24 protein-coding genes are annotated in these 24,973 nt (G+C 63.9%); 12 read left to right on the top strand and 12 right to left on the bottom strand.

Features of this window, described 5'->3' with window-relative positions:
* Positions 1-80 precede the first annotated feature (80 nt).
* Positions 81-731, bottom strand: a complete 651-nt coding sequence (locus B0T39_RS22420) for a DUF502 domain-containing protein (protein ID WP_254894626.1) — start codon at positions 729-731, stop codon at positions 81-83.
* A 24-nt stretch (positions 732-755) separates the two neighbouring features.
* Positions 756-1,031: an FmdB family zinc ribbon protein gene (locus B0T39_RS22415; RefSeq protein WP_081550656.1), complete on the bottom strand. Its 276-nt coding sequence runs from the start codon at positions 1,029-1,031 to the stop codon at positions 756-758.
* A gap of 244 nt (positions 1,032-1,275) precedes the next feature.
* Between B0T39_RS22415 and fabI the strand changes: the two genes are divergently transcribed.
* From fabI to B0T39_RS22400, 3 genes are read left to right on the top strand one after another with little or no spacing between them, the layout of a single operon-like run.
* Positions 1,276-2,073 carry an enoyl-ACP reductase FabI gene (gene fabI, locus B0T39_RS22410; protein WP_240937246.1) on the top strand — a complete coding sequence of 266 codons (798 nt, stop codon included), beginning with the start codon at positions 1,276-1,278 and terminating at the stop codon, positions 2,071-2,073.
* 11 nt (positions 2,074-2,084) lie between these two features.
* Positions 2,085-3,020, top strand: a complete 936-nt coding sequence (locus B0T39_RS22405) for a phosphate acetyltransferase (protein ID WP_081550654.1) — start codon at positions 2,085-2,087, stop codon at positions 3,018-3,020.
* Positions 3,017-4,171 (top strand): acetate/propionate family kinase, encoded by a 1,155-nt coding sequence (locus tag B0T39_RS22400; protein WP_081550652.1) that lies wholly within the window; start codon positions 3,017-3,019, stop codon positions 4,169-4,171. The genes B0T39_RS22405 and B0T39_RS22400 overlap by 4 nt, the downstream gene beginning before the upstream one ends.
* Before the next feature lie 86 nt (positions 4,172-4,257).
* Here the strand turns inward: B0T39_RS22400 and B0T39_RS22395 are convergent, their stop codons facing one another.
* Together B0T39_RS22395 and rpsT are read right to left on the bottom strand one after the other, a co-directional pair.
* On the bottom strand, positions 4,258-5,307 hold the full coding sequence (locus B0T39_RS22395) for a phospholipase A (RefSeq protein ID WP_176219634.1): 1,050 nt from the start codon (positions 5,305-5,307) through the stop codon (positions 4,258-4,260).
* Between the two features lie 92 nt (positions 5,308-5,399).
* The gene (rpsT, locus tag B0T39_RS22390) at positions 5,400-5,663 is read right to left on the bottom strand and encodes a 30S ribosomal protein S20 (RefSeq protein ID WP_039756090.1); all 264 of its coding nucleotides are present in this window, start codon (positions 5,661-5,663) and stop codon (positions 5,400-5,402) included.
* A 126-nt stretch (positions 5,664-5,789) separates the two neighbouring features.
* Between rpsT and murJ the strand changes: the two genes are divergently transcribed.
* The 3 genes from murJ (at position 5,790) to queF (ending at position 9,008) form a co-directional block, all read left to right on the top strand.
* Entirely contained in the window at positions 5,790-7,325 is a 1,536-nt protein-coding gene (gene murJ / locus B0T39_RS22385) for a murein biosynthesis integral membrane protein MurJ (RefSeq protein ID WP_081550648.1), read from the top strand.
* Position 7,326: 1 nt separating this feature from the next.
* On the top strand, positions 7,327-8,094 hold the full coding sequence (locus B0T39_RS22380; protein ID WP_081550646.1) for a CPBP family intramembrane glutamic endopeptidase: 768 nt from the start codon (positions 7,327-7,329) through the stop codon (positions 8,092-8,094).
* 74 nt (positions 8,095-8,168) lie between these two features.
* Positions 8,169-9,008 carry an NADPH-dependent 7-cyano-7-deazaguanine reductase QueF gene (gene queF / locus B0T39_RS22375; protein ID WP_081550644.1) on the top strand — a complete coding sequence of 280 codons (840 nt, stop codon included), beginning with the start codon at positions 8,169-8,171 and terminating at the stop codon, positions 9,006-9,008.
* A gap of 232 nt (positions 9,009-9,240) precedes the next feature.
* Here queF and B0T39_RS22370 read toward each other — a convergent pair whose 3' ends face one another.
* The 5 genes from B0T39_RS22370 to aroQ form a co-directional block, all read right to left on the bottom strand.
* Positions 9,241-10,344: a DUF3426 domain-containing protein gene (locus tag B0T39_RS22370; protein WP_081550642.1), complete on the bottom strand. Its 1,104-nt coding sequence runs from the start codon at positions 10,342-10,344 to the stop codon at positions 9,241-9,243.
* The gene (gene prmA / locus B0T39_RS22365) at positions 10,341-11,237 is read right to left on the bottom strand and encodes a 50S ribosomal protein L11 methyltransferase (RefSeq protein ID WP_081550640.1); all 897 of its coding nucleotides are present in this window, start codon (positions 11,235-11,237) and stop codon (positions 10,341-10,343) included. Before prmA ends, B0T39_RS22370 begins: the two co-directional genes overlap by 4 nt.
* On the bottom strand, positions 11,237-12,595 hold the full coding sequence (gene accC, locus B0T39_RS22360; protein WP_081550638.1) for an acetyl-CoA carboxylase biotin carboxylase subunit: 1,359 nt from the start codon (positions 12,593-12,595) through the stop codon (positions 11,237-11,239). The genes prmA and accC overlap by 1 nt, the downstream gene beginning before the upstream one ends.
* A 121-nt stretch (positions 12,596-12,716) precedes the next feature.
* A complete protein-coding gene (accB, locus tag B0T39_RS22355; RefSeq protein WP_081550636.1) occupies positions 12,717-13,172 on the bottom strand; it encodes an acetyl-CoA carboxylase biotin carboxyl carrier protein in 456 nt (151 codons plus the stop codon).
* A 36-nt stretch (positions 13,173-13,208) separates the two neighbouring features.
* Positions 13,209-13,658: a type II 3-dehydroquinate dehydratase gene (aroQ, locus tag B0T39_RS22350; RefSeq protein WP_043592887.1), complete on the bottom strand. Its 450-nt coding sequence runs from the start codon at positions 13,656-13,658 to the stop codon at positions 13,209-13,211.
* Between the two features lie 279 nt (positions 13,659-13,937).
* Between aroQ and queA the strand changes: the two genes are divergently transcribed.
* From queA to ubiB, 5 genes are all read left to right on the top strand, one after another.
* Positions 13,938-14,960, top strand: coding sequence for a tRNA preQ1(34) S-adenosylmethionine ribosyltransferase-isomerase QueA (queA, locus tag B0T39_RS22345; RefSeq protein ID WP_081550634.1), 1,023 nt, complete (start codon positions 13,938-13,940; stop codon positions 14,958-14,960).
* A gap of 36 nt (positions 14,961-14,996) precedes the next feature.
* The gene (locus B0T39_RS22340) at positions 14,997-15,368 is read left to right on the top strand and encodes a gamma-butyrobetaine hydroxylase-like domain-containing protein (protein WP_081550632.1); all 372 of its coding nucleotides are present in this window, start codon (positions 14,997-14,999) and stop codon (positions 15,366-15,368) included.
* Between the two features lie 2 nt (positions 15,369-15,370).
* Positions 15,371-16,105, top strand: coding sequence for a bifunctional demethylmenaquinone methyltransferase/2-methoxy-6-polyprenyl-1,4-benzoquinol methylase UbiE (gene ubiE / locus B0T39_RS22335; protein WP_081550630.1), 735 nt, complete (start codon positions 15,371-15,373; stop codon positions 16,103-16,105).
* Between the two features lie 231 nt (positions 16,106-16,336).
* Positions 16,337-16,921, top strand: a complete 585-nt coding sequence (locus tag B0T39_RS22330) for a ubiquinone biosynthesis accessory factor UbiJ (protein WP_081550628.1) — start codon at positions 16,337-16,339, stop codon at positions 16,919-16,921.
* Between the two features lie 6 nt (positions 16,922-16,927).
* Positions 16,928-18,454 (top strand): ubiquinone biosynthesis regulatory protein kinase UbiB, encoded by a 1,527-nt coding sequence (gene ubiB, locus B0T39_RS22325; protein WP_081550626.1) that lies wholly within the window; start codon positions 16,928-16,930, stop codon positions 18,452-18,454.
* 1 nt (position 18,455) lies between these two features.
* On the opposite strand, the gene B0T39_RS22320 is transcribed toward ubiB, so the two are convergent.
* The 3 genes from B0T39_RS22320 to B0T39_RS22310 all read right to left on the bottom strand — a co-directional run bounded on the left by B0T39_RS22320 (position 18,456) and on the right by B0T39_RS22310 (position 23,183).
* The gene (locus tag B0T39_RS22320) at positions 18,456-19,955 is read right to left on the bottom strand and encodes an exonuclease domain-containing protein (protein ID WP_081550624.1); all 1,500 of its coding nucleotides are present in this window, start codon (positions 19,953-19,955) and stop codon (positions 18,456-18,458) included.
* Positions 19,956-20,006: 51 nt separating this feature from the next.
* A complete protein-coding gene (locus tag B0T39_RS22315; protein WP_081550622.1) occupies positions 20,007-21,281 on the bottom strand; it encodes a Y-family DNA polymerase in 1,275 nt (424 codons plus the stop codon).
* A 147-nt stretch (positions 21,282-21,428) separates the two neighbouring features.
* The gene (locus tag B0T39_RS22310) at positions 21,429-23,183 is read right to left on the bottom strand and encodes a cholesterol oxidase substrate-binding domain-containing protein (protein ID WP_081550620.1); all 1,755 of its coding nucleotides are present in this window, start codon (positions 23,181-23,183) and stop codon (positions 21,429-21,431) included.
* Between the two features lie 300 nt (positions 23,184-23,483).
* Here B0T39_RS22310 and B0T39_RS22305 point away from each other — a divergent pair.
* A partial coding sequence (locus B0T39_RS22305; protein WP_141111357.1) for a condensation domain-containing protein occupies positions 23,484-24,973 on the top strand: 1,490 nt, incomplete at its 3' end.

Raw genomic sequence — 24,973 nt, 5'->3', positions numbered from 1 at the left:
GTAAACCCTTTTATTCAAATTCGGTGAGGCTTCCCCGCCCGGGGGAAAGAAAGGCGTTAAGGGCTAGACAGGGTGTCGGTCTAGCCCTGCCGATTATGTTCGTCGTTCAGACGCGGACGCTGGGCGGCCGGCGGCGGATTCGGCGCCACCATGCCCATGGAGATCGCGTATTTCAACGCCTCGTCCACGCTCATGTTCAAGGCGCGGGTGTCCTTCTTGGCCACCATCACGAAATAACCCGAGGTTGGGTTGGGGATGGTGGGCACATAGACCCCGATGAACTCGTCGTCGGACAGCGATTCGGACACAACTTCAGGCAGCGGGCCGGTTTGAAACGCCACCGTCCACATGCCGGAATGAGGGAACTGCACCAGCAGCGCCTTTTTAAAGGCCTGACCGGAATCGGACAACAGGGTGTCGCTGACTTGCTTGACGCTGTTGTAGATGCTTTTCACCACCGGGATACGGGACAGCAGCGCGTCCCACATGTCCAGCACGCGCTGGCCCAGAACATTGGCGGCCAGCATGCCGGTGCCCAGCAGAATCAGCACCGACAGCACCACGCCCAGGCCCGGCAGATGGAAGCCGAGCAAGGCCTCCGGCTGCCATTCCTGCGGCAACAGGTTCAGAGTCTGGTCCAGCGAAGTGACGATCAGGTTCAAGACCCACAGCGTCACGGCCAAGGGCAGCCACACCAGCAAGCCGGTGACCAGATAACCCTTAAGCGTCATTTTGATTTGCGGCGTCATCGAGGTTTACGCGCACCCACAGCCGGTGCCGCAACTATGCCCGCCGCCGCTGTCCGAAGACGCGCTGTCCGAAGACGCGGAGGGCGAGCCGCCGGACGCGCCGCCCTTGAAGTCCGTGGCGTACCAGCCGGAACCTTTCAGCTGGAAGCCGGCCGCGGACAACTGCTTGCGATACTCGGCGCTGCCACAGGCAGGGCATTGCGCGATCGGCTCGTCGCTGAGTTTTTGCAGATGCTCTTTGGCGACGCCGCAGGCGCCGCAACGGTATTCGTAGATTGGCATAGCTTTGCTTCCCCACCAGTAATCATGATGGCATAATAAACCGAACTCATGCTGCACTGCACTATCCGAGCGTGAACTTACGCCCGGCATGCCTAGTCGGACAGATGCGGACGAAGCGCCTGGACATCAAGCCTTCGTTCCCGCCAAATCGTCGATTATATCCGACTGAATCGTCAATACAAAAATCCCTTTGCTTCATTAGCCCGCAATACTGCCCTGCAACCCTACAAATCCCGGAGGTCACATGGTTTATCAAGAGGGTCAGATGGAAAGCATTCGCAACATTCTTGCCGGCAAGAAAGGCCTGATCGTCGGCATCGCCAATGAGAACAGCATCGCCTACGGCTGCGCCAGCGTACTGCGCGACCTGGGCGCGGAGTTCGCCGTCACCTACCTGAACCAGAAAGCGGAAAAATACGTGCGTCCGCTGGCCGACCAACTGGGCTCGCCGCTGGTGCTGCCGCTGGACGTGGAGCAGCCGGGGCAGATGGAAGCGGTGTTCGAGGCTATCCGCCAGCAATGGGGCAAACTGGATTTCGTCATTCACTCCATCGCCTTCTGCCCAATGGACGACCTGCACGGCCGCGTTACCGACTGCTCGCTGGAAGGTTTCCAGCAGGCGATGCGCGTGTCCTGCTACTCCTTCATCGAAATGGCCCGCCAGGCCGAACCCTTGATGATTCAGGGCGGCAGCCTGATCACCATGAGCTATTACGGCGCGGACAAGGTGGTGGAGAACTACAACATCATGGGCCCGGTCAAGGCGGCGCTGGAAAGCGTGTCGCGCTACCTGGCCAGTGAACTAGGTCCCAAGAACATCCGCGTACACGCGGTGTCTCCCGGCCCGCTGCGCACTCGCGCCGCCTCCGGCATCGCCCACTTCGACCAATTGATCGAGGACGCCATCGCGCGAGCGCCGCAAAACCGCCTGGTGGAAATCGAAGACGTGGGCACCACCTGCGCCTTCCTGATCTCCGAAGCCGCCCGCGGCCTGACCGGCCAGACCATCTATGTTGACGGCGGCCACCACATCAAGGCTTGAGGAGACACGCCATGACTCGCGACGAACACGCTTTTTCCGACATCCTTCAACAAGCCGTCGGCCTGGGCCCACTGCCGATGGCCGTGGCCCACCCCTGCAGCCGCGAGGCGCTGCTGGGCGCGGTGGAAGCCGCCGACCACGGCATCGCCACCCCCATCCTGGTGGCGCCCGCCGCCCGGCTGGCCAAGCTGGCCGACGAGCTGGAAGTAGATCTGAGCCCCTTCGAACTGATCGACGTGCCGCACAGCCACGCCGCCGCCGAACAGGCGGTGGCTCTGGTGCGTGACGGCTACGCCGACATTTTGATGAAGGGCAGCCTGCACACTGACGAATTCATGGCCGAAGCGCTGGCGCGCGGCACTGGCATCCGCACCGACCGCCGCATCAGCCATGTCTGGATCATGAAGGTGGAGTCCTACCCGCGCTACCTGTTCATCACCGACGCCGCGATCAATATCGAACCGGACCTGCTGACCAAGCGCGACATCTGCCAGAACGCCATCGATCTGACCCTGGCGCTGGGCATCCGCCAACCCAAGGTGGCCATCCTGGCCGCGGTGGAAACCATCAACCCGGCGATGCGCTCCACGCTGGACGCCGCTGCGCTGTGCAAAATGGCGGATCGCGGCCAGATCACCGGCGCCATCCTCGACGGCCCGTTGGCCTTCGACAACGCCATCTCGCGCGAAGCCGCCGACAGCAAGGGCATCATCTCGCCGGTGGCCGGCGACCCGGACATCCTGCTGGTGCCGGACCTGGAGGCCGGCAATATGCTGGGCAAGCAGCTGACCTATCTCGCCGCCGCGGCCTCTGCCGGCATCGTGATGGGCGCGCGCGTGCCCATCGTGCTGACCAGCCGCGCCGACGACGCCACCGGCCGCCTAGCCTCCGCCGCGGTGGCCAACGTGCTGGCGCACAAGCGTCGGCAAAGCGGGCCACGCTCATGAGCCGGGTACTGCTCGCCGTCAACGCAGGCTCCTCCACGCTGAAATTCCGCGCCTTCACGCCGGATGGGCGCCAATTGCTGGCGCGCGGCATGGTGGACCGCTTTGGCCAGACCAAGCCGGAACTGCAATTGCTGGATGGCAAGGGCCAGACGCTAAGCCGCCACGCGCTGGACGACGGCAGCCGCGGCAGCGCCATCGCCGCGGTGATCAACAGCCTGGCCGATCAGCAACTGGAGCCGCTGGCCGTGGTGCACCGGGTGGTGCACGGCGGCGGCCGCTTCACCGCCGCGCTGCGGCTGGACGCCGACATCCGCGCTCAACTGGAGGACTATGTGGCGCTGGCGCCGCTGCATCAGCCGGTCAGCCTGTCGGTGATCGCCGCCTTCGAGGAATACGACGCCCGTTTGCCGCAGTTCGCCTGCTTCGACACCGCCTTCCACGCTCAGCAGCCGGAAGTCGCCACCCGCTTCGGCATCGCCCGCCACTGGCACGACGACGGCGTTCGCCGCTACGGCTTCCACGGTCTGTCCTACGCAGCCATCGCGCGTCGGCTGCCGGAACTGGGCCTGGAACGCGCCAAGGTGGTGGTCTGCCACCTGGGCAGCGGCGCCAGCGCCTGCGCGCTGGACGCCGGCCGCAGCATGGCCTCCAGCATGGGCTTCTCCGCGGTGGACGGGCTGATGATGGGCAGCCGCCCCGGCTACATCGACCCTGAAGTCATCCTCTACTGGCAGGAACAGGCCGGCATGAGCGTGGCCGATGTGCGGCGCGAGCTGTACAAGAACTCCGGCCTACTCGGCGTCTCCGGCCTGTCGTCCGATATGCGCGAACTGCTGGCCAGCGATTTGCCGGCGGCGCGCGAGGCCATCGAGCTGTTCTGCTATCGGGTGGCCCGCGAGGTGGCCAGCCTGGCCGCGGCGATGAAGGGCCTGGACGCGCTGGTGTTCACCGCCGGCGTGGGCGAGCACTCGCCGGAGGTGCGCGGCCGCGTGCTGCAACAGCTGGCCTGGCTGGGCTTTGAAGCCGACCAGGCGGCCAACCTGGCCCAGGCGCGGCGGCTAACCACCGTCGCCAGCGCGCGCGCCGCCTATGTCTTGCCCACCGACGAGGAAGGCGAGATGGCGCGCCAAGCGGCCGCGCTGCTGCAATAAGCGCAGGGCCCGCCCATGGGCGGGCCTGCTCGCAATCTTTCCAGCCGCCGCTCAGCGGACCCCAATCCCAGACAAGCTAGCCAGACTCACTCCAGCCAATCGCTCATCGTCAGGCCAATGCCCACGGCGCGGGTGCGCACGTTGTAGTCGATCAGGCTTTCGCCGTAACCATCGAAAGCCTGCACATAACCCCGCAACTTGCCCTTCACCGGGAAGCTCCAGTCCAATTGCAGGCCGTGCTTGCCGCTGTCGAAATTGGGTCGCCACAAGGCGCTGAAAGTCTGACCGCGATATTGGTAGATCGCCTGCAGATCGCCGTGCCCCATGTATTTCACGATATCCGGGTTGTCGTCCTTGTCTCCGGACTCCGGCAGCCGCGCCCACCAGCGTCCTTGCAAGGTAAACGGACCGTTGTCCAGCGCCGCCATCGCGTAGACCCGGTTCCAGCTACGCGACAAGGGATTGGCTCGGCCGTTGGATTGATGCAACAAACCCAGGCCACCCATGCTCAGCCGAGTTTCGCCCCAAGCCCAGGCGGACGGTAGCGGGAAGCTCAGGATCAGCTCCGGCTCGTAATCGGTTTCCCGGAACGGCGCGGAATGCGCCCGGTTGTAGATTTGCCAATGTGACTGCTGGGTGTAGGCGAACCACAGGTTCAGCGGGGAATCGAAGATGTCCTCCCACACCTTGGTCTTGAACGACAACTGGAATTTGGCCTCGGTCTTGTCCAGATCGCCGCCCGGGGTCTGGCTGGGCGGCCGGGTCGGCGACTGCGGCTCATTGTTAGGCTTGGCTATCTGCCACACCGGCAGATAGTAATTGGGGCGGTACAGACGGAAACCGAATGTGTCGCCGCGGGAGCGGCCGTCCAAGTCCCATGCCTCGGCCAACCGGCTTGGAACCGGCGCCGCGTCCGGCGGAGCGCCGTCGGCCAAAACCTGCCGCACCCGAGACGGAACGGCGGGGGGAGGCAAAGCGGCCGCCTCCGGGGTCTGGCCGCCGGCCAGACCGTCATAGCAGGCCAAACGCAGCTTAGCGTCCGCCAGCCGGCCGCATTCGGCCAGTTGCTGCGGCAGCTCCGCCGCCAGGGTCTGCGCCGCGCACAAAGCCAGCGCACAAGCCGTCCATCCAGACATAGCCATGCCTCCCCCAGGGAAATCAATGCGCCAGACACACAAAAGGCCCCGCGATGCGGAGCCTTTGCGTATTCTTTAGCGCTGGGCTGTGATCAGGCCATGGCCTTGATCTGAGCCGACAGACGGCTCTTGTGACGAGCGGCCTTGTTCTTGTGGAACACGCCCTTGTCAGCAATGCGGTCAATCACTTTTTCGGAAGTGTGGAACACTACCTTGGCAGCGGCTTTATCGCCGGCTTCAACTGCCTTGAGCACTTTCTTAACTGCGGTACGGAACGCAGTACGCAGGCTGGCGTTGTGCGCGCGCTGCTTAAGGGCTGTGCGTGCACGCTTGCGAGCTTGTGCGCTGTTAGCCATGAATCTTTCTCCTGATGAGCGGAATCTGAAACCCGCGATTCTAAGCCCTAAACTCAGGTTTTGCAACAATAAACCTGGCGGCGTACACTAGCGGGCCTGCTCAACGCTAGATAAACCACCCGCAACATGAATCTGCTCAAGGCTCTGGCTGCTGTCAGCAGCATGACCATGGTGTCCCGCATCCTGGGCCTGGTCCGCGATACCATCATCGCTCGCGTTTTCGGGGCCGGCATGGCCGCCGACGCCTTCAACGCCGCCTTCAAGATTCCCAATATGCTGCGCCGCCTGTTCGCCGAAGGCGCGTTTTCGCAAGCTTTCGTGCCCATACTGGGCGAATACAAGAACCAGCGCAGCGAAGAGGAAACCCGCGAATTCGTCGCCAAAATCACCGGCGTGCTGGGTTCGGTGCTGCTGCTGGTCACCGCCGTCGGCATGCTGGCCGCGCCGCTGATCATGTGGATATCCGCACCCGGCTTTTACCGCGAGCCGGCCAAGGCGGCTCTGTTCGCCGACATCCTGCGCGTGTCCTTCCCTTATATCTTCTTTATTTCGCTGTCGTCCATGACCGGCAGCGTGCTCAACAGCTGGGGCAAGTTCTCGATTCCGGCCTTCACGCCCACCTTTCTCAACCTCAGCTTCATCGTGTTCGCGCTGTTCTTCAGCAGTCACTTCGATCCGCCCATCATGGCGCTGGCCTGGGCGGTGTTTGTCGGCGGACTGGTGCAGCTGGTGTGGCAGCTGCCCTTCCTGAAACAGATAGGCATGCTGGCGCGCCCTGTGTTCGCCTTCCGCGACCCGGAGGTCTGGCGCGTGATCAAACAGATGGGGCCAGCCATCTTCGGCGTATCGGTGGCGCAAATCTCGCTGCTGATCAACTCCACCTTCGCTTCCTTCCTGCCCACCGGCAGCGTGTCCTGGATGTATTACGCGGACCGGCTGATGGAATTCCCCTCCGGCGTGCTGGGCGTGGCGCTGGGCACCATCCTGCTGCCCTCGCTGTCCAAACACGCGGCCACCCGCTCCGACGGCGAGTTCAGCGTACTGCTGGACTGGGGCATCCGCCTGTCCTTGCTGCTGGCGGTGCCGGCCACGGTGGGCCTGGGCCTGCTGTCCGGCCCGCTGCTGGCCACGCTGTTCACCTACGGCAAATTCACCACCCACGACGCGCTGATGTCGCAGCAGGCGGTGATCGCCTACTCCTTCGGCCTGCTTGGCCTGATTCTGGTCAAAGTGCTGGCGCCCGGCTTTTACGCGCGCCAGGACATCAAGACCCCGGTGCGCATCGCGCTGATCACCCTGTGCCTGACCCAAGTAATGAACCTGGCCTTCGTGTTCCCGCTCAAGCACGCCGGCCTGGCGCTGTCCATCGGCCTCGCCTCCTGCCTCAACGCCGGCCTGCTGTTGCGCGCCCTGCTCAAACGCGGCATCTACCAGCCCTCCGCCGGCTGGAGCGGCTTTCTAAGCAAAATGGCCGTGGCCATCGCCGCCATGGCCGCCGCCTTGCTGGCGCTGCAATGGCTGCTGCCCGTCCACTGGCACGGCCCTGCCTGGCAGCGCGTGGCCTGGCTCAGCCTGCTGGTGACGGCCGGCGCGGTGGTCTATTTCGCCTCGCTGTTCGCGCTCGGTTTCCGCCCGCGCGACTTCATGCGCCGCGAGCGCTGACATGGCCAGCCAGCCACGTCCGCCCGCCCTGACGCCAGCCGATCGTCAGGCGGCCGGCGTGCTGCTGGTCAGCTGCCTGTGCCTGACCCTGCTGTACTACCCGGCCAACCGCTACTGGATGCTGGACGGGCTACAGCAATGGTGGCCGGCGCTGGGCCTGTCCTTCCGCCAGCAGGTGGTGCACAACCCGGACACCGACCTCTACCGCGTCGCTTACTGGGCGCTGGCCAGCATCATCAGCTACTGCCTGCTGCCGCTGCTGGCCATCCGCCTGCTGGACCGCCGCCCGCTGGCCGACTTCGGCCTGGCCTGGCCGGACCTCGCCACCTTGAAAACCGACCTGAAGCTGTTTCCGCTGTTCTACGCCGTGATGCTACCCCTGGTGTGGTGGGCGTCGGGACAGCCCGGCTTTTTGAAGATTTACCCCTTTTTCCGGCTTAGCGCCGGCGAAAGCCTATGGCCGCACTGGCTGCTGTGGGAGCTCTTGTATTTCGCCCAGTTCGCCGCGCTGGAATTCTTCTTTCGCGGCTATATGGTGCACGGGCTCAAGCCCAGGCTGGGCATCAGCGCCGTCTTCGTGATGGTGCTGCCCTACTGCATGATCCATTTTGAAAAACCGCTGCTGGAAAGCCTGGCCGCCATCGTCGCCGGCGTCGCGCTGGGCGCGCTCAGCTATCGCTATCGTTCCATCTGGCTGGGCATCGCCTTGCATTGCAGCGTGGCGCTGACCATGGATTTGATGGCGCTGTGGCGCAAGGGCCTGCTCTAAAGAACCTGCTTACGATCCGCTGTACGTCGGCAGGATAGATAGAGAAAGGCGTTGAAACCGATATAATTCAAGCCATGAACACTCAAGCCATGTCCCCGGAGCAATCGCCTCTGGGCAAAACCGTCAGCTACCAGGACCATTACGCTCCCGGCCTGCTGTTTCCGATCCCGCGCCAGGTCAAGCGCGATGAAATCGGCGTGGACGCCTCCGCGCTGCCGTTTGCCGGCGTGGACATCTGGACCGGTTTCGAACTGTCCTGGCTCAACGCTCGCGGCAAGCCGCAAGTGGGCATCGCCACCTTCCGCATCCCGGCCGACAGCCCTAAGCTGATCGAATCCAAATCGTTCAAGCTCTATCTGAACAGCTACAACCAGACCCGGATGGCCGGCCTGGACGCGCTGCGCCGCCAACTGGCCGACGACCTATCCGCCGCCGCCGGCAAGGCGATAGGCGTCGACATCATGCTGCCGCAGCAGTTTGCCGGCGAAACCATCGCCGAACTAGCCGGCGACTGCATCGACGATCTGGACATCGAGGTGGACAACTACGCGCCCTGCCCGCAGATTCTGCGCGCCGACGCCGGCGACGTTGTCAGCGAAACCCTGTGCAGCCATCTGCTGAAATCCAACTGCCTGGTCACCGGCCAGCCGGACTGGGGCAGCGTGCAGATCCGCTACACCGGCCCGCGGCTGGACCACGAGGCGCTGCTGCGCTACCTGATAGGCTTCCGCCAGCACAATGAATTCCACGAGCAATGCGTGGAGCGCATCTTCACCGATCTGCTGCGCGCCTGCGCGCCCAGCCGGCTCACCGTCTACGCGCGCTACACCCGCCGCGGCGGACTGGACATCAACCCCTTCCGCAGCAATTGCGGCGAAATGCCGGTGGGGAACACCCGCACCGCTAGACAATAAGGTCTTCCCTGACAGGAAAAGCAAACAGGCCGGCAAATGCCGGCCTGTTTGTCGTTCTGGAATCAATGATAATGGATCTTAGAGCCTGTTTACGATCTCGCGAGCTAGGGCGAGACAAGGCGAAAACGGTTGAAAAAGCGGAATGTACAGGTGGTACATGAGCATTCTGAAAGCGTTTTTAACGCCCTTGTCTAACTATTCCGCCGACGCGTAGCAGATCGTAAACAGGCTCTTAAGGATAGAACCAATAAAGGCTATACCCCATCGCATGCACCTTGCCCGCGTCCAGCCGCATAGTCACCTTGACCTCGCTGTTGGAGTTGAAGTGGCCGAGCTTGAAATCATCGGCCTTCAAATACTCCTTGGGCGCGAACACCTTGCGGATCAGCACCTGATCGTCCGAATCCTTCAGCGTCACTTCCAGCATCGGATAGGCCTGGGAGTAAGTGGCATGGTTCTTCAGCGTGGCGGACAGTTGGATCAGATTGGGGAAATCCGGGACGAAGGCCAATTCCGACCACTCGGTTCGCACGCGAGCGATGTCGGTGGGCCAAGGCACCGCACAGCCAACGGCGCCGCAGAGGTTTTCCAGCGTCGGACGCAGTTCCGGCACTTCCGCGGCGATGCGGGTGCGGTTGAAATACACCAATTGGCCGGCCAACACCAGCACGCCGATCGCCGAGGCGAGGACGGCCAGGAAGGTCAGCGCCGGATGGCGTCGCCGCGGCGACTCGTCCGGCTCGCCTTCTCCGTGGCTAGGCAGTGGTTCGACGCGCGCTTGCTGCATCGGCCTGGCGGGCGACTCTTCAAACTTGGGTTCAGGCACCGCTGCCGGCGCGGGTTCCGGTTCCGGCGCGGGGCGGCGGCGGTTGCCGAACACCTCCGGCGCGGGCTCCGCGGCGGCAGGCGGCTCGGCGTCAAACGGATTGCCCAGCGGCGCGCTGACATGGCGATTCTGCATCGCCTCCGCCAAAGCGCGCTGGAATTCCTCGACGTCGGCGCGCGCGGCCGGCGCTTCCTCCGCCATTGGAGGCGGCATCAGCAACTCGTCCGGCGGCGCTTCCGCCGCGCTGGCGCCCGGATCGAAATCCGGCACTTCCAGTTCGAAATCGTCCAGCGCCTCGCGCTGCTGGGCAGCCGGCTGCTGAACGGCCGGCTGAGGCGCCGCGGCGCGCGGAGGCTCCGCCGGCGGCGCTTCCGCCGCGACGAAATGCTCGGTGGCGTTGAACACATGCGAACAGCGCCCGCAGCGCACCAAGCCATTGGCGGCCGCTAATTGGGCATCATTGACCTTGAAGCGTGTCTGGCAATTGGGGCACTGTGTCGTATATGTCATACCGTGGGGCGTCGGGTTCCTGTCAGTCTGGTCCATCCTTCGTCGAACACCGGAGCGTCCATCTGGAACCATTGTTCGTAGATGGCCGACAGTTCTTCGGCTTGTTCGGCGAGAATGCCTGAAAGCACGATTCTACCACCGGTTTTGACGTGGCTCGCCAGCAACTGGCCCAACATGCGCAGCGGATTGGCCAGGATATTGGCCAGTACCACGTCGTAGACCGCTTCCGGGTTCTGGTCCGGCAGGCGGAAATCCGCCTTGACCTGGTTCTGCTCGGCGTTGTCCTGGCTGGCCCGCACCGCCTGCGGATCGATATCCACGCCCAAGGCCGAGACCGCGCCCAACTTTAGCGCGGCGATGGCGAGGATGCCCGAGCCGCAGCCGTAGTCCAGCACGCTTTCTCCGCCTTGCAGATGCGCGTCCAGCCACTGCAGGCACAAGCGCGTGGTGGGATGGCTGCCGGTGCCGAAGGCCAGGCCCGGATCCAGTTGCAGGTTGACGGCGTTCGGCGCCGGCGGTTCGTGCCAGGTCGGCGTGATCCACAGCCGGTCCGAAATCCGGATCGGATCAAACTGCGACTGGGTCAGACGCACCCAATCCTGTTCTTCCACCCGCTCCACCTTGTAGCTGGGCAGGCTCAGACCGCAGGCATTGGCGGCGGCGGCGATCAGCAAGGCCACGTCGGCCGCTTCATCAAACAAGGTGATGATGCGGCTGCGGCTCCACAGCTTGTCCACCGGCTCGCCGGGCTCGCCGAAAATAGGCTCTTCGCGCTCGGTGCCGGCATAGGCGTCCTCGATCGCGGTGGACAGCGCGCCGGCGTCCATCAGCGCGTCGGCCAGACGCTCGGCAACGGTTGACTCGGCGTCAATGGTGGCTTGCAGCCAGGCCATCACGCGCCCCCTTTTTTCTGCTGCGACAAACGCTGCTCCAGATAATGAATGCATGTGCCGCCGCGTTGGAAGGCCGCGTCCATGAACAGTTCCTGATGCAGCGGGATATTGGTTTTGATGCCGGAAATGGAGATTTCCGACAACGCCACCCGCATCCGCGCCATCGCCTGCTCGCGGGTATCGCCGAAGGCGATCAGCTTGCCCACCATGGAATCGTAATGCGAAGGCACGGTGTAGCCCTGGTAAATATGCGAATCGATGCGAATGCCCGGGCCGCCGGCCGGATGGTAGCTTTCGATCTTGCCCGGGGACGGCACGAAGGTGAACGGGTCCTCCGCGTTGATCCGGCACTCCATCGCATGGCCGCGCAACACCACGTCTTTCTGTTTGTAGCGCAGTTTCTCGCCAGCGGCGATGCGGATCTGCTCTTGAACGATGTCGATGCCGGTGATCATCTCGGTCACCGGGTGCTCAACCTGCACGCGGGTATTCATCTCGATGAAGTAGAACTCGCCTCGCTCGAACAGGAATTCGAAAGTGCCGGCGCCGCGGTAGCCGATGCGTCGGCAGGCTTCGGCGCAGGCTTCGCCAATCTTCTGGCGCTGCTTGTCGGTGATGCCCGGCGCCGGCGCTTCCTCGATGATCTTCTGGTGGCGGCGCTGCATGGAGCAGTCGCGCTCGCCCAGATAGATGGCGTTGCCGTATTCGTCGGCCAGGATCTGGATTTCGATGTGGCGCGGCTCTTCCAGGAATTTTTCCATGTAGACGGTGGGGTTGCCGAAAGCCGCGCCGGCTTCGGTGCGCGTCATCTGCACCGAATTGATCAAGGCGCCTTCGGTATGCACCACGCGCATGCCGCGACCGCCGCCGCCGCCGGCGGCCTTGATGATCACCGGGAAGCCGATTTTCTTGGCGATCTTGACGATCTCGGCCGGATCGTCCGGCAAGGCGCCGTCGGAACCCGGCACGCAGGGCACGCCAGCCGCTATCATCGCGTTCTTGGCGGACACCTTGTCGCCCATCTGGCGGATGGTGTCCGGACGCGGGCCGATGAATACAAAGCCGGATTGCTCCACACGCTCGGCGAAGTCGGCGTTCTCGGACAAAAAGCCGTAACCCGGGTGGATGGCCTGGGAGTCGGTCACTTCGGCGGCGGCGATCAGGGCCGGCACGTTCAGATAGCTCTTGCCGCTAGGCGCCGGGCCGATGCAGACCGACTCGTCGGCCAGCTTCACGTACTTGGCTTCGCGGTCGGCCTCGGAATGCACCACCACGGTCTTGATGCCCATTTCGCGGCAGGCGCGCTGGATACGCAGGGCGATTTCGCCCCGGTTGGCAATCAGAATTTTTTCAAACATGGAATTCTCCGCTGGCGGCCCCGCCGGCGTTGTCGCCGGCGGGGCCGCCAATGCTGTCGTGGCAAACGACAAGGGCACAGACGCTGTGCCGTGCCCCCTTGCCGTCAGCCTGTCGTCTGGCTTACTCGATGATGAACAACGGCTCGCCGAATTCCACCGGCTGGCCGTCTTCAACCAGAATGGCCTTGACCACGCCGGAGCGGTCGGCTTCGATCTCGTTCATCAGCTTCATCGCTTCGATGATGCACAGGGTATCGCCGGCGTTAACGCTCTGACCCACCTCGATGAAGCTCTTGGCGCCCGGGCTGGGCGAGCGATAGAAAGTACCCACCATGGGCGACTTCATCGCGTTCTTGTCGTTGCTGGCCGGCGCGGCGGCCTCGGCGGCCGGAGCGGCCACGGCGGCGGCTTGGGCGTTGGGCACATGCAGCGCGGTCATCGGCTGAGCGTAGGCCATCTGCGGCGCGGCGGATACGCGGGTGATGCGGACTTTTTCTTCCCCCTCGGTCACTTCGAGTTCGGCGATGCCGGATTCCTCGACGAGATCGATCAGCTTCTTGAGTTTACGGAGATCCATTGATAATCCTTCGAGTGGGATATTCGGTAGAGTGAGTTAGGCTTGCGCGGCAAGGTGCCGGATGGCGTGCGCAAGCGCCAGTTCATAACCATGGGCGCCGAGTCCGCAGATCACGCCGACCGCGAGGTCGGAGAAATACGAATGTTGGCGGAACGGTTCGCGGGCATGAACGTTGGAAAGGTGGACTTCGATAAACGGCACTCGCACCGCCGCCAACGCATCGCGCAAGGCGACGCTGGTATGGGTGAAAGCGGCCGGATTGACCAGAATGAAGGCAGTACCGTCATGCAGGCACTGCTGCACGCGATCAATCAACACATGTTCCGCATTGCTCTGCAATGCCGACAATTCAAACCCCGCGGCGCTAGCCTGCTGTTCCAGCCGCTGGTTGATATCGTCAAGCGTTTCCCGGCCGTAGTGCTGCGGCTCCCGCTGTCCCAGCAGATTGAGGTTGGGGCCGTGCAACACGAGGATTTTTCCGGTCAAAGCCTGCTCCTGTTTATCATCTTGGGCGCGAGTTTGCCGCAATTCGCTGCAAGATGTCTAGCTTTTGCATCATTTCAAACAGTTGTTTGGACGCCAAACACGGCGATTCTTCGAGTCAAAGCACTAGTATCCACGGGCGTTTTTCCGCCTGGCAAGTTTTTACCGTCTTGCCGAAAATCGATGTTGATTCAGCGCAAATCCCGCCACTTCGCTCACTAAGCAGATGCCGGCGGGCGGCGGCACGGGTATAATTTGCCGATTCTGAATCTTTTACGTCTTATGCAGCTTTCCGACTTCGACTACCACCTGCCCGAGCGCCTGATCGCCCAGCACCCTCCGGCGGAGCGCGGCGCCAGCCGCTTGCTGCGCGTGGCCGGCCATAACCGCGCCAATCTGCGCTTTACCGATTTCATCGATCAGGTCAGCCCCGGCGACGTGATGGTGTTCAACGACACCCGCGTGATCAAGGCGCGGCTGTTTGGCGAAAAAGCCAGCGGCGGCAAGGTTGAGGCGCTGATCGAACGCGTGCTGGACGCGCACTCCGCGCTGGCCCACGTCCGCGCCTCCAAATCGCCCAAACCCGGCACCCGGCTGATCTTCGCCGATCGCTGGGAGGCGGAAATGGTAGAGCGCCACGGCGAACTGTTCAAGCTGCGCTTCCTGGCCGAAGACAATCTGTTCGACATCCTGGAAGCCTCCGGCAAGCTGCCGCTGCCGCCTTATATAGAACGCGGCGCCGGCCACGAGGATGACGAGCGCTACCAAACCGTCTACGCCCGCGAACGCGGCGCGGTGGCGGCGCCCACCGCCGGCCTGCACTTTACTGAAGACATGCTGGAGCAACTGCGCGCCAAAGGCGTGCAACTGGCCTATGTCACCCTGCACGTCGGCGCCGGCACCTTCCAGCCGGTTCGGGTGGATAATATCGCCGAGCACAAGATGCACAGCGAGATTTACGAAGTGCCGGAAGCCACCCGCGCGCTGATAGCAGAAGCCCACGCCGCCGGCCGCAAAGTGCTGTCGGTGGGCACCACCAGCATGCGCGCGCTGGAATCCGCCGCCCGCGGCGGCGAGCTGGCCGCCGGCTGCGGCGAAACCGACATCTTCATCACCCCGGGCTACCGCTTCCGGGTGGTGGACCGCCTGCTGACCAATTTCCACCTGCCCAAGTCCACGCTGCTGATGTTGGTCTCGGCCTTCGCCGGCTACGAGGAAATCCGCGCCGCCTACCAGCACGCGGTGGAGCAGGAATACCGTTTCTTCAGCTATGGCGACGCCATGCTGCTGGAACGAAAAGACTGATGCGCGGCTTAATCGGCCGCCTTTGAGGATCAGACCATGTCCGGACTCTCCCCCGACGCGCCCGCGCCGCAGGAAATCCAGCTGCACGCGGTGTCCCGCGTGCTGGAAATCAGCTTCGACGACGGCGCCCGCTTCGAACTGCCTTGCGAATACCTGCGCGTCTACTCGCCTTCGGCGGAAGTGCGCGGCCACGGCGCCGGCCAGGAAGTGCTGCAAACCGGCAAGCGCCATGTCGCCGTCACCGCGCTGGAGCCGGTGGGCCATTACGCGCTGAAGATCACTTTCGACGACGGCCACGACAGCGGGCTGTACAGCTGGAGCTATCTATACGAGCTGGGCGCCAAGCGCGACCAGTACTGGCAGGATTATCTCAATCGCCTCGCCGCCGCAGGCGCGAGCAGGGAGTGACCATGGACAAGACGACCCACTTCGGCTTCAAGACCGTAGCCGAAAGCGAAAAAGCCGCCAAGGTGGCCGATGTGTTCCACTCGGTGGCCAAGAAATACGATGTGATGAACGACCTGATGTCGGGCGGGCTGCACCGCGTGTGGAAGCACTTCACCCTGACCACTTCCGGCGTCAAGGCCGGCGACAAGGTGCTGGACATCGCCGGCGGCACCGGCGACCTGTCCCGCGGCTGGGCCAAGCGCGTGGGCAAGAGCGGCGAAGTGTGGCTGACCGACATCAACAGCTCCATGCTGACCGTGGGCCGAGACCGGCTGCTGGACGACGGCCTGATGCTGCCGGTATCGCTGGCCGACGCGGAGAAGCTGCCCTTCCCCGACAATTACTTCGACGCGGTGTCGGTGGCTTTCGGCCTGCGCAATATGACCCACAAGGACGCGGCGCTGAAGGAAATGTGCCGGGTGCTGAAGCCGGGCGGCAAGCTGATGGTGCTGGAGTTCTCCAAAGTGTGGAAGCCGCTGTCGCCGTTCTACGATTTCTACTCCTTCAAGGCGCTGCCGGTGATGGGCAAGCTGGTGGCTAACGACCCCGACAGCTATCAGTACCTGGCCGAATCCATCCGCATGCATCCCGATCAGGAAACGCTGAAGCAGATGATGCTGGACGCCGGCTTCGGCAAGGTGGATTACCACAATATGAGCGGAGGCGTGGTGGCCCTGCATAAGGGCTACAAGTTCTAAGAGCCTGTTCAAGGTCTGCTGCGCGTCAGCGATACGGCGTTGAAAACCAGCTCAAAAATGCTCATGTGCCACGTGTACATTCCGCTTTTTCGCTCGCTTTCGCCTTGTCTCGCTCTTGCTCGCAAGACTTTGAACAGCTTCTAAGAGCCTGATTACGATCTGCGGCGCTCCGGCAATGCGGCCTTGATCAGACTAGACCCCTTCACCTTCCAATCACGGCGGAGACAGCGCATGGGCATCCAGATCGCGGCATTCAACCATCTGTTGAACCAACACCCGGCGGTGCGGGCGGAACTGGCCGCGCACGCCGGCCGGCGCGTCGCCGTGGCGCTGCCGCCCTTCCATGTGGCCGGCGTGTTCACCGACGACGGCTGGCTGGCCGCCTGCGAAGGCGAGCCGGAAGCCACGGTGCGGCTCAAGCACGCCGTCGCGCTGGCGGCGGTGGCCGGGCGCGACCCAGCGCTGAACGACATCCAACTGGAAGGCGACGCCGAACTGGCCGCCGCCGTCGGCCGCCTATTGGGCCGCTTGCAGTGGAGCGCCGCCGAGGACCTGTCCCGGCTGGTGGGCGACGCCGCCGCCCAACGCGCGGAAACGCTGGCGCGCGGCCTGCTCGGCTTCAAGGGCCAGGTGGCCTGGCGTTTGGCCGCCAACTGGGTGGAGCATCTGCGCGAGGAAACGCCGGTTCTGGCCGGCCGCCGGCAGGTGCAGGGCTTCGTCGCCGCGGTGGACACCTTGCGCGATGACGCCAGCCGCCTGGAAAAACGCCTGGCGCGGCTGCAGGCCGCGCTGCAACAAGAACAGACAAAGGCCTGACGGCACATGCGGATTTCGCGCTTCATCAAGATCGTTTCCACCTTCTACCGCTTCGGCCTGGACGACTTCCTGGAAGGTCATTCCAAACTCGGCTTCGTCCACAAGCTGTTCGGCCTGCTGCCGCTGCGCCGCGACACCAGCGCGCCGCTGCCACAGCGGGTGCGGCTGGCGCTGGAAAGCCTGGGGCCCATCTTCGTCAAGTTCGGCCAGGTGCTGTCCACCCGCCGCGACTTGCTGCCCCCGGACTACGCCGACGAACTGGCGCGGTTGCAAGACCAGGTGCCGCCTTACGACGGCCTGCAGGCGCGGGAGATGATAGAACGCAGCCTGGGCCGCAAGGTGGACGAGCTCTACGTCGACTTCGACAACACCCCGGTGGCCAGTGCCTCCGTGGCCCAGGTGCACAAGGCCTGGCTGCGCCAGCCCGACGGCAGCCGCGGCCGCGAAGTGGCGGTCAAGGTGCTGCGCCCCGGCATTCAGCCGGTGATCGAGCAAGACCTGGCGCTGATGACCACGCTGGCCGGCTGGGTGGAAAAACTGTTCACCGACGGCAAGCGCTTGAAGCCGCGCGAAGTAGTGGCCGAGTTCGACAAATACCTGCACGACGAACTGGACATGATGCACGAGGCCGCCAACGCCTCGCAGCTGCGCCGCAACTTCAAGAACTCGGACATGCTGATCGTGCCCGAGGTGTTCTACGACTACACCAGCCGCGACGTGCTGACGCTGGAATGGATGCACGGCATCCCGGTGGGCCAGGTGGACCGGCTGCGCGAAGCCGGCGTGGACCTGTCCAAGCTCAGCCGCTTCGGCGTGGAAATCTTCTTCACCCAGGTGTTCCGCCACGGCTTCTTCCACGCCGACATGCACCCGGGCAATATCTTCGTCGCCGCCGACGGTCGCTACATCGCGCTGGACTTCGGCATCGTCGGCACTTTGACCGACACCGACAAGCACTACCTAGCGGTCAACTTCCTCGCCTTCTTCAACCGCGACTACCACCGCGTCGCCACCGCTCACATCGAATCCGGCTGGGTGCCGAAAGACACCCGCGCCGAGGAGCTGGAAGCGGCGGTGCGCACTGTGTGCGAACCCATCTTCGAGAAGCCGCTGTCGGAAATCTCCTTCGGCATGGTGCTGCTGCGCCTGTTCGAAACCAGCCGTCGTTTCAATGTGGAGATCCAGCCGCAACTGGTGCTGCTGCAAAAGACCCTGCTCAATATCGAAGGCCTGGGCCGCCAACTGGATCCCAATCTGGACCTGTGGGACACCGCCAAGCCCTTCCTGACCAAGTGGATGAACGAGCAAATAGGCTGGCGCGGCCTGCTGCGCACGCTGAAGCACGAGGCGCCGCAATGGGCCACCACCCTGCCCACGCTGCCGCGCAAACTGAATGACGCGCTGTCCTCCGCCAACAGCGAGCTGCTGATCAGCGGCTATATCCAGCTGATGCGGGAACAGAAGCGCCAGAACTGGCTGCTGGCGCTGATCGCCGTTCTGCTGGCGGCCTTGCTGCTGAAGAACTGTCTCTGACTCACAGCTCGCGCAGCGCCGTGCCCTCCGCCGGCTTGCGCAGCCAGCCTTCCAACAGCTTGTAGCTGTCCAGATCGAAGGACGGCGCGCCCTCCAGCGGGCCGCCGTCGCCCTGGCGCGAGCCCAGATAGCACCAGCGGTCGAACACATGCTCGGCGCGCTCGCCGGTCACCTCGTCGGTTTCCACCACCGCAATGGCGCCGGCGAACGGCCAGGCCTTCACCTTCAGCTTGGCCAAGGCGCCCAGCAACCGGATATCGTGTACCTCCGCCGGCTCGCGGCCGATGCAGGCGCCGCGGCAGCGTCCCAGCTTCAAAGCCGCGCACGGCGCGCCCTTGCGGCTGGTCACCGCCTCCACGCCCAATACCGACTGGCACAGCGCGTTGCCCAGCGCGATTTCCGCCAGGATCTTGCGCGCCTCCCGCGCATGGCGGAACAGGCCGTACAAATCCGCGGTGCGGCTGAAATCCAGCTCGCGCGCGTACACCACCTTGGGACGGATGAAGCCGTCCTCCGTCTCCAGCTGGATGGAGCACAGTTCCGGGCTCAGCTTGCCGCGATGGTTATGCTGCGGCTTCAAGGCGTGAATCAAGCGCAGTTCCAGCAAATGCGCGCCGAACTCGCCCAGGGTCTCCTGCCACTCCACCCGGCCGATGGGCTCGCCGATATGCACCTCGCGGCTCTTGCCGCCGCCCTTGACCGCGGCGAAATGCGCCAGCACCCGCGTGCGCAGATTGCCGCCCTTGCCCACGTACAAGGGTTTGCCCTCCTCCCCGTACAGCGCGTACACCCCCGGCACGTCCGGCAGCAGTTCCAGTTGCTCTTGCAGCGCCGCCGGCAGGCCGGCCAGTTCCGGCGGTGGGGCCAATACCGCCGCCATCGCCGCGCCCACGGCCGCTTCGCCCAGCTCCTGGCTGGCGATGCCGAGGAAGCGATGCACCGCTTCCGCGTCCGCCAAGGCCCGGTGCCGCTCCGGCAGGCGGATGTCGTAACGCTCTATCAAGCTGTCCAGGCTGTGCTTGAAAAACTGCGGGTAGAGCCGGCGCGACAGCTTGACCGTGCACAGCGACTGGCTCTGAAAGCGCAGTCCGGCGCGGCGGAATTCGTTTTTCAGGAAGCCGTAATCGAAGCGCGCGTTGTGCGCCAGGAACAGGCGGCCGGACAGCATGGTCAGCAAGCGCTCGGCCAGATCGGCGAAGCTCGGCGCTTCCGCCACCATGGCGTCGGAGATGCCGGTCATGTTCTCGATGAAGGGAGGGATGGGCTGGCCGGGGTTGATCAGAGAGCTGAAGCGCTCCACCCGGTCGCCGTCGATCAGGATGACGCCCACCTCGGTAATGCGGTCGCGGCTGATGTGGCCGCCGGTGGTTTCCAAGTCGACGATGGCGCAAGGCTGGGCAAACAGAGGGTTCAATGTCTGGCTTTCAAGTGCGGCGCGCGGCGGCTTGATTGCACTATAGCCGCCGCCCTGGCCCCGCAGGTTGCAAATCAAGAGCGGCATTTTACTCCAAGAGCCGTGGCCCCATCCGCTTTCCGCCGCATCCGGCCGCGCCTACTTCGCCTTCGCCACCGGGATGTCCTCCCAGCGTGTGGTGTAGGCCGGCGACAGCATGTCCTGCTTCATCTTCCACGGCTGCTCCAGCCCTTCCGCCAACAGCTTGACCGTGCCGCGGCCCATGCGATGGTTGATCGCGTCCAGCGCCGCCATCAAGCGTTTTCCTTTCTCAGGATCCGGCCCGCTGGCGAACAAATCCGGCTGCGCCCGCTCCGCGTCCACCAATTGCCAGGCCATCACTCCGCACTTCTGGTAGCCGGCGCCGGGCCGCCACAAACGCTCCACCGCCCGTCCGGCCGCGGCCACCAGCACCCGGCTATCGGCGCTGGCCGGCAACAGCGGCACCACCTCGCTGTCGCGCTGCACCGTGCCCTGCTGATACACGCCGCGCTGCAGACCCACTTGCAGGAAGGAGGCCAGAGAGCCTTGTCGCCGCAAACGCTCCGCCACTTGCGCCGCGTGCATCGCCACCGCCTCTCGCGCCTCCTCCAGCCGCGTCACTTTGTGGCCGAAGGAGCGCGTGGACATCAAAGACTGCCGTGGCGGCAGCGCCTCCTCCAGGCTCAGACAGGACAGGCCGTCCAGTTCGTCGGCGATACGCGCCACGGTGACGCCGAAACGGCGAATCAGCCAATCCCGGTCCGCCGCCGCCAGCGCCGCGGCGTGGTTGATGCGCTCCAGCCGCAGCTTGACCGACAGCTTGCGCCCCACGCCCCAGATATCCTCCACCGGAACGGCGGCCAACAAGCTCCGCAGCTCCGCCGCATCCAGCGCTTGCAGATTCATCACCCCGTCGCGGGACGGGTCCAGCTTGGCCAGGTGGTTGGCCAGCTTGGCCAAGGTCTTGCTGGGGCCGATGCCGACACAGACCGGCAGGCCCAGGCCGCGCAGCATGGCGTAGCGCATCTCTTGCGCCAGCCGTTCCGGCTCCGGCTCCCCGCCGATGTCCAGAAAGCATTCGTCTATCGAATACACCTCCTGCGCGCGCGCGAAACCGGCCAATAGCCGCATCGCGCGGTCGGACAAATCGCCGTACAAGGCGTAGTTGGAGGAAAACACCGCCACGCCCAACTGCTCCAACCGCGCCTTGTGCAGGAAGTAAGGCGCGCCCATAGGCACGCCCAAAGCCTTGGCCTCGGCCGAACGCGACACGATGCAGCCGTCGTTGTTGGACAACACGACAATAGGCGTGCCGGCCAGGCGCGGGTTGAACACCCGCTCGCAGGAAGCGTAGAAGGAATTGCAATCGACTTGGGCGTAGCAGGTGGACATGGCTGGGCTAAGGGGCGCGAATCCGGCGCGGCGGCGATGCTTGCAGTGTAGCGCCCGCGGCCCGGCGGAGGCGAGCGCGCGGCAAAAAACGGCGCGCCGTCATCGGAGGGCGCGCCGTCTTCAACAAGCTCCAGCGTCTAAAGCCGTTCAGAGGCCCAGGCTGTCCAGCAAGGGCGAGGAGAACAGGCGGTAGGGGTCATACGTCGCCAGCGCCGCCTTGGCCGCGTCCCAATTGGCCGCCGCCGGCTGGCCGGCGCGGAAGGCGTTGGGAATTGTCGTTTGCAGCATGGCGGCATCCGCCCACGCCGCCTGGTCGGTATAGCCCCAGCCCTTGGACCATTCCGGACGCACCGCCGCGTAGGAGCCGTTGAAATTGGCTTCGATCCACTGCTCTATCTCGCGATAGAACTGGTTGGCGTACGGCGTGCCCGGCAGCGTCAGAATGTCCAGCCACACCGCGGCGTTCCATTCCGGATGGTCCGGCCGCGGGCGGATGGCGGACAAGGCCGGCGCCACGCTGCCGTTCAAGGCCGTCTCGCTAGGATCGTCCAGCCCGGTCACGCGGATTTCCACCGGCCCGTTCATCGGATAGCGGCCCTGTTGCTGATAGGCCTGCACCCGCGCCTGATAGAAGGTGACGAACTCGTTGAGCACGCGCTGCACGTTTTCGCGGCGGGTCAGCACCGCGTAGCCGTTGGCGGTGACGCGCAAGGTGGTGGGCTTGACGTAGAGCAGCAGGTTTTTGGACCAGCCCCACAGGTCCCAGCTGGCCGTCGCCACCAGGCCGGCGCTGGCCGCGGCGAACTGCGCCTTGCCGAAGGCCGGCGTCAGCTTGCCGTCGCCCAGCGACAGAATCTTATTGGCCAGATCGGTCACTTCGTCGGGCAGATTATCCGAGAAGGGGTAGTTGAACGGCTTGTCGGTCTGACGGGAGAACAGCGGCTTGTTCGGCGTCACCGTCCACACTTTGAGCCAGGGGTTGCTGGTGAAGGGGAACCAGATCGCTTCCACCCGGCCGGCGCTGTCCAGATAGCTGGCGAAGGTGCGCCCGCCGCTGCCCGCCGCGGCGAACATTTCGCCGTAGGGAATATTGAACCAGCTCTGACAGCGCAAGCGCTGGTTGGGCGCCGCCTGCAAAGTGGCCTCCACGATCAGCGAACGGCCCACGTGCGCCAGCAGCGGCGCGATTTGTGGATCGTTGCGGGCAAACTTGCGCAAGGCGTAAGCGCCGCTGGCCTTGTCGTAGACCACGGCGGTGAGGCTGAGCACCAGATTGCTGATCGAGCCGTAGCTGGCGCCGGCCAGACGCCGTTCGCCCTTGGCCGGAATCGCGGTGCCGTGGCCGTTGATGGCCAGCACCCCGCCCAGGGTCAGGTCCCCCGGCGCCGGCGCGGCGGTCACGCCCAGGCCGGCCTTTTCCATTCCGGTGAGCAAGGCTTCCATGGTGATGCCGGCCTGGGCGGTGACCTTGGCCACCGGGCCCGAGGCGTCGACGGACATCGCGGTCAGATAGCGCGTGGTGTCCAACAGCACCACCGCCGGGCAGCTGACGCCGGCGGCCAGCGTCAACGGCGACCAGTTGTGCATCATGCCGCGCGCCCGCACCTTATAGCCGTTGTCCTTGGCCCAGTTGGCCACTTTCACCACCTCGTCCGCGGAACGCGGCGCGCAGGTCCAGACATCGTCCACCTTGATGTCGCCGGCCCAGTTCTTGAAGCTTTGCTTATATAAGGGAATTTCCGCAGGGAAATTATTGGGTTGGCTGCAAGTCAGCCTCGCCGCCATGATCCGCTCGGCCGGCAACCACCCCGCCAAGGCCCCTGCGGAAGCCAATTTCAAGCCTCCGGTCAAAAAGTCACGACGGCTGGCGGCCAAAGGTTTTTCCGCATCATTCGAATTCATTCCAAAACTCCTCGCAAATACAAAAGTAAAAATAAAAACAATACGGATTAAACATGAACTATTTAAACCGTATTCAGCAGGAATATTTGAAAATTTATAATGCGAATCGCTGATTTAGCTATCCCATTATCTTAATAGAATGACGCTATCATGTATGGCAACCATTAAAAACCTGACTTATTTGCCAGTCAAATTGCTTCACTAATTTAATTCACATCAGTGTAGATTTACGCGAAACGCAAAGCAGTACAAAAGCATATTTCGGCATAATACTTTCTAAATAAGATTGGAATAACTCAAATGAAAACCTTCCCGCTTACACGCCGGCAGCTGGAAATTTATTTTCATCAATCGTTATTCTCCGCACCCGAACTATTCAATATCGGCGGTTTTATCAAAATCCAGGGCGCACTCGATATCGAAACCCTGCAAGCCGCGCTCGCCGCCCTGACGGAGCACACGCCGGCGCTGCGCATAGCCATAGACGATGCCGACGGCCAGCCGCGCCAAGTGCTCTGCCCGCGCCATCCCCGCCCGCTGACGGTGATAGACACCCGCGGCGAGACGGATCCGGAGCGCGCGGCCAAGGAATGGACCGAGCGCGACTTCGCCCGCGCCTTCCCCTTCGACGGTCAAACGCCGCTGGCCGCCTACACCTTGCTGCGGCACGGGGAAAAGGATTTCATCCTGTACGGCCGCTTCCACCATATCGCCTTCGACGGTTGGGCCATCGCCCAGCTCTACGGCGAGAAGTGTCGTTACTACAACGCCCTGCGCCAGGGCATGCTGCCGGAGCCGGCGTCGACGATGACGCCAGCCGAATTGGTGGAGGAGGAAGACGGCTACTACGCGTCGCGCCATTACGAGAAAGACCGGCAATACTGGCAAGACAAGCTCGCCGGCTACTCAACCCGGCTGTTCGCCGACGCCGGCGGACACCTCACCTGCGGCCAGCGCAGCTTCCAGTTATCGGCGGAAAGCTATAGCCGCATCGGCGAACTGGCCGCCGCGCACCAGGCCACCGTCTTCCACTTTTTCATCGGCCTGATCTACACCCATGCGCTGCGCGAGTTCGGCACAGACGATCTGCTGCTGGCCCTGCCCATCCTCAACCGCCGCAGCGCCTTGGCCAAGAACACCCCGGGGCTGTTCGCCAGCCTGTGCCCGCTGCGCCTGAAGCTGCGCCCACACTGGAGCTTCGCGGAACTGCTCAGCCTGATCCAACGCGAACTGAGAGCCGACTTCCGCCATCACCGCTTCCCGATAGGCGAAACCGAAGGCCTCAGTCGGGACCAGCTGCCCTACGAAATCAGCCTGTCGTTTGAGAAGCACGATTACGACGCCATGTTCGACGGCACCGTCAGCAATATGACCGCGATGCGCGCCTTGTCGCAGCACTATCCGCTGAAGGTCTTCGTGCGCGAGGCGGACTCCCGCCAGCCGGTGAAAGTGGACCTCGACTACAACCTGGCCAGCTTCTCTGAACTGGACGCCGCCGCCTTCATCGACGGCGTGGAACCCTTGCTGCACAGCCTCTTGCGCGATCCGCAGCAAACGCTGGCCAAGCCGCCGTGCGCCGCCGCGTTGCCCGCTTCCGTCGCCCCACCCCATCCTGATCTCTGCGCCTGGTTCGAACGCGCCGCCCAGGCCTTTCCCGAGCGTATCGCCGTCCAGGGCGACACCGCCGCGCTACGCTACCGCGAGCTGGACGCCCGCGCCAATCAATTGGCCCGGCAATTGCTCCAGCTCGGCGTGCTACCGGAGCAGCGCATCGGACTCTGCTGCCAACG

The organism is Chromobacterium haemolyticum, from assembly GCF_002081825.1.
Taxonomy (GTDB): domain Bacteria; phylum Pseudomonadota; class Gammaproteobacteria; order Burkholderiales; family Chromobacteriaceae; genus Chromobacterium; species Chromobacterium fluminis.
Note: the sequence above shows the minus strand (reverse complement) of the source record. Positions and strands in the feature narration are given on the sequence as shown.

Excerpts from the sequence above, each read along its gene's own strand:
- B0T39_RS22420 (WP_254894626.1), bottom strand. The coding sequence starts at position 731 with ATGACGCTTAAGGGTTATCTGGTCACCGGCTTGCTGGTGTGGCTGCCC.
- B0T39_RS22415 (WP_081550656.1), bottom strand. The coding sequence starts at position 1,031 with ATGCCAATCTACGAATACCGTTGCGGCGCCTGCGGCGTCGCCAAAGAG.
- fabI (WP_240937246.1), top strand. The coding sequence starts at position 1,276 with ATGGTTTATCAAGAGGGTCAGATGGAAAGCATTCGCAACATTCTTGCC.
- B0T39_RS22405 (WP_081550654.1), top strand. The coding sequence starts at position 2,085 with ATGACTCGCGACGAACACGCTTTTTCCGACATCCTTCAACAAGCCGTC.
- B0T39_RS22400 (WP_081550652.1), top strand. The coding sequence starts at position 3,017 with ATGAGCCGGGTACTGCTCGCCGTCAACGCAGGCTCCTCCACGCTGAAA.
- B0T39_RS22395 (WP_176219634.1), bottom strand. The coding sequence starts at position 5,307 with ATGTCTGGATGGACGGCTTGTGCGCTGGCTTTGTGCGCGGCGCAGACC.
- rpsT (WP_039756090.1), bottom strand. The coding sequence starts at position 5,663 with ATGGCTAACAGCGCACAAGCTCGCAAGCGTGCACGCACAGCCCTTAAG.
- murJ (WP_081550648.1), top strand. The coding sequence starts at position 5,790 with ATGAATCTGCTCAAGGCTCTGGCTGCTGTCAGCAGCATGACCATGGTG.
- B0T39_RS22380 (WP_081550646.1), top strand. The coding sequence starts at position 7,327 with ATGGCCAGCCAGCCACGTCCGCCCGCCCTGACGCCAGCCGATCGTCAG.
- queF (WP_081550644.1), top strand. The coding sequence starts at position 8,169 with ATGAACACTCAAGCCATGTCCCCGGAGCAATCGCCTCTGGGCAAAACC.
- B0T39_RS22370 (WP_081550642.1), bottom strand. The coding sequence starts at position 10,344 with ATGACATATACGACACAGTGCCCCAATTGCCAGACACGCTTCAAGGTC.
- prmA (WP_081550640.1), bottom strand. The coding sequence starts at position 11,237 with ATGGCCTGGCTGCAAGCCACCATTGACGCCGAGTCAACCGTTGCCGAG.
- accC (WP_081550638.1), bottom strand. The coding sequence starts at position 12,595 with ATGTTTGAAAAAATTCTGATTGCCAACCGGGGCGAAATCGCCCTGCGT.
- accB (WP_081550636.1), bottom strand. The coding sequence starts at position 13,172 with ATGGATCTCCGTAAACTCAAGAAGCTGATCGATCTCGTCGAGGAATCC.
- queA (WP_081550634.1), top strand. The coding sequence starts at position 13,938 with ATGCAGCTTTCCGACTTCGACTACCACCTGCCCGAGCGCCTGATCGCC.
- B0T39_RS22340 (WP_081550632.1), top strand. The coding sequence starts at position 14,997 with ATGTCCGGACTCTCCCCCGACGCGCCCGCGCCGCAGGAAATCCAGCTG.
- ubiE (WP_081550630.1), top strand. The coding sequence starts at position 15,371 with ATGGACAAGACGACCCACTTCGGCTTCAAGACCGTAGCCGAAAGCGAA.
- B0T39_RS22330 (WP_081550628.1), top strand. The coding sequence starts at position 16,337 with ATGGGCATCCAGATCGCGGCATTCAACCATCTGTTGAACCAACACCCG.
- ubiB (WP_081550626.1), top strand. The coding sequence starts at position 16,928 with ATGCGGATTTCGCGCTTCATCAAGATCGTTTCCACCTTCTACCGCTTC.
- B0T39_RS22320 (WP_081550624.1), bottom strand. The coding sequence starts at position 19,955 with ATGCCGCTCTTGATTTGCAACCTGCGGGGCCAGGGCGGCGGCTATAGT.
- B0T39_RS22315 (WP_081550622.1), bottom strand. The coding sequence starts at position 21,281 with ATGTCCACCTGCTACGCCCAAGTCGATTGCAATTCCTTCTACGCTTCC.
- B0T39_RS22310 (WP_081550620.1), bottom strand. The coding sequence starts at position 23,183 with ATGAATTCGAATGATGCGGAAAAACCTTTGGCCGCCAGCCGTCGTGAC.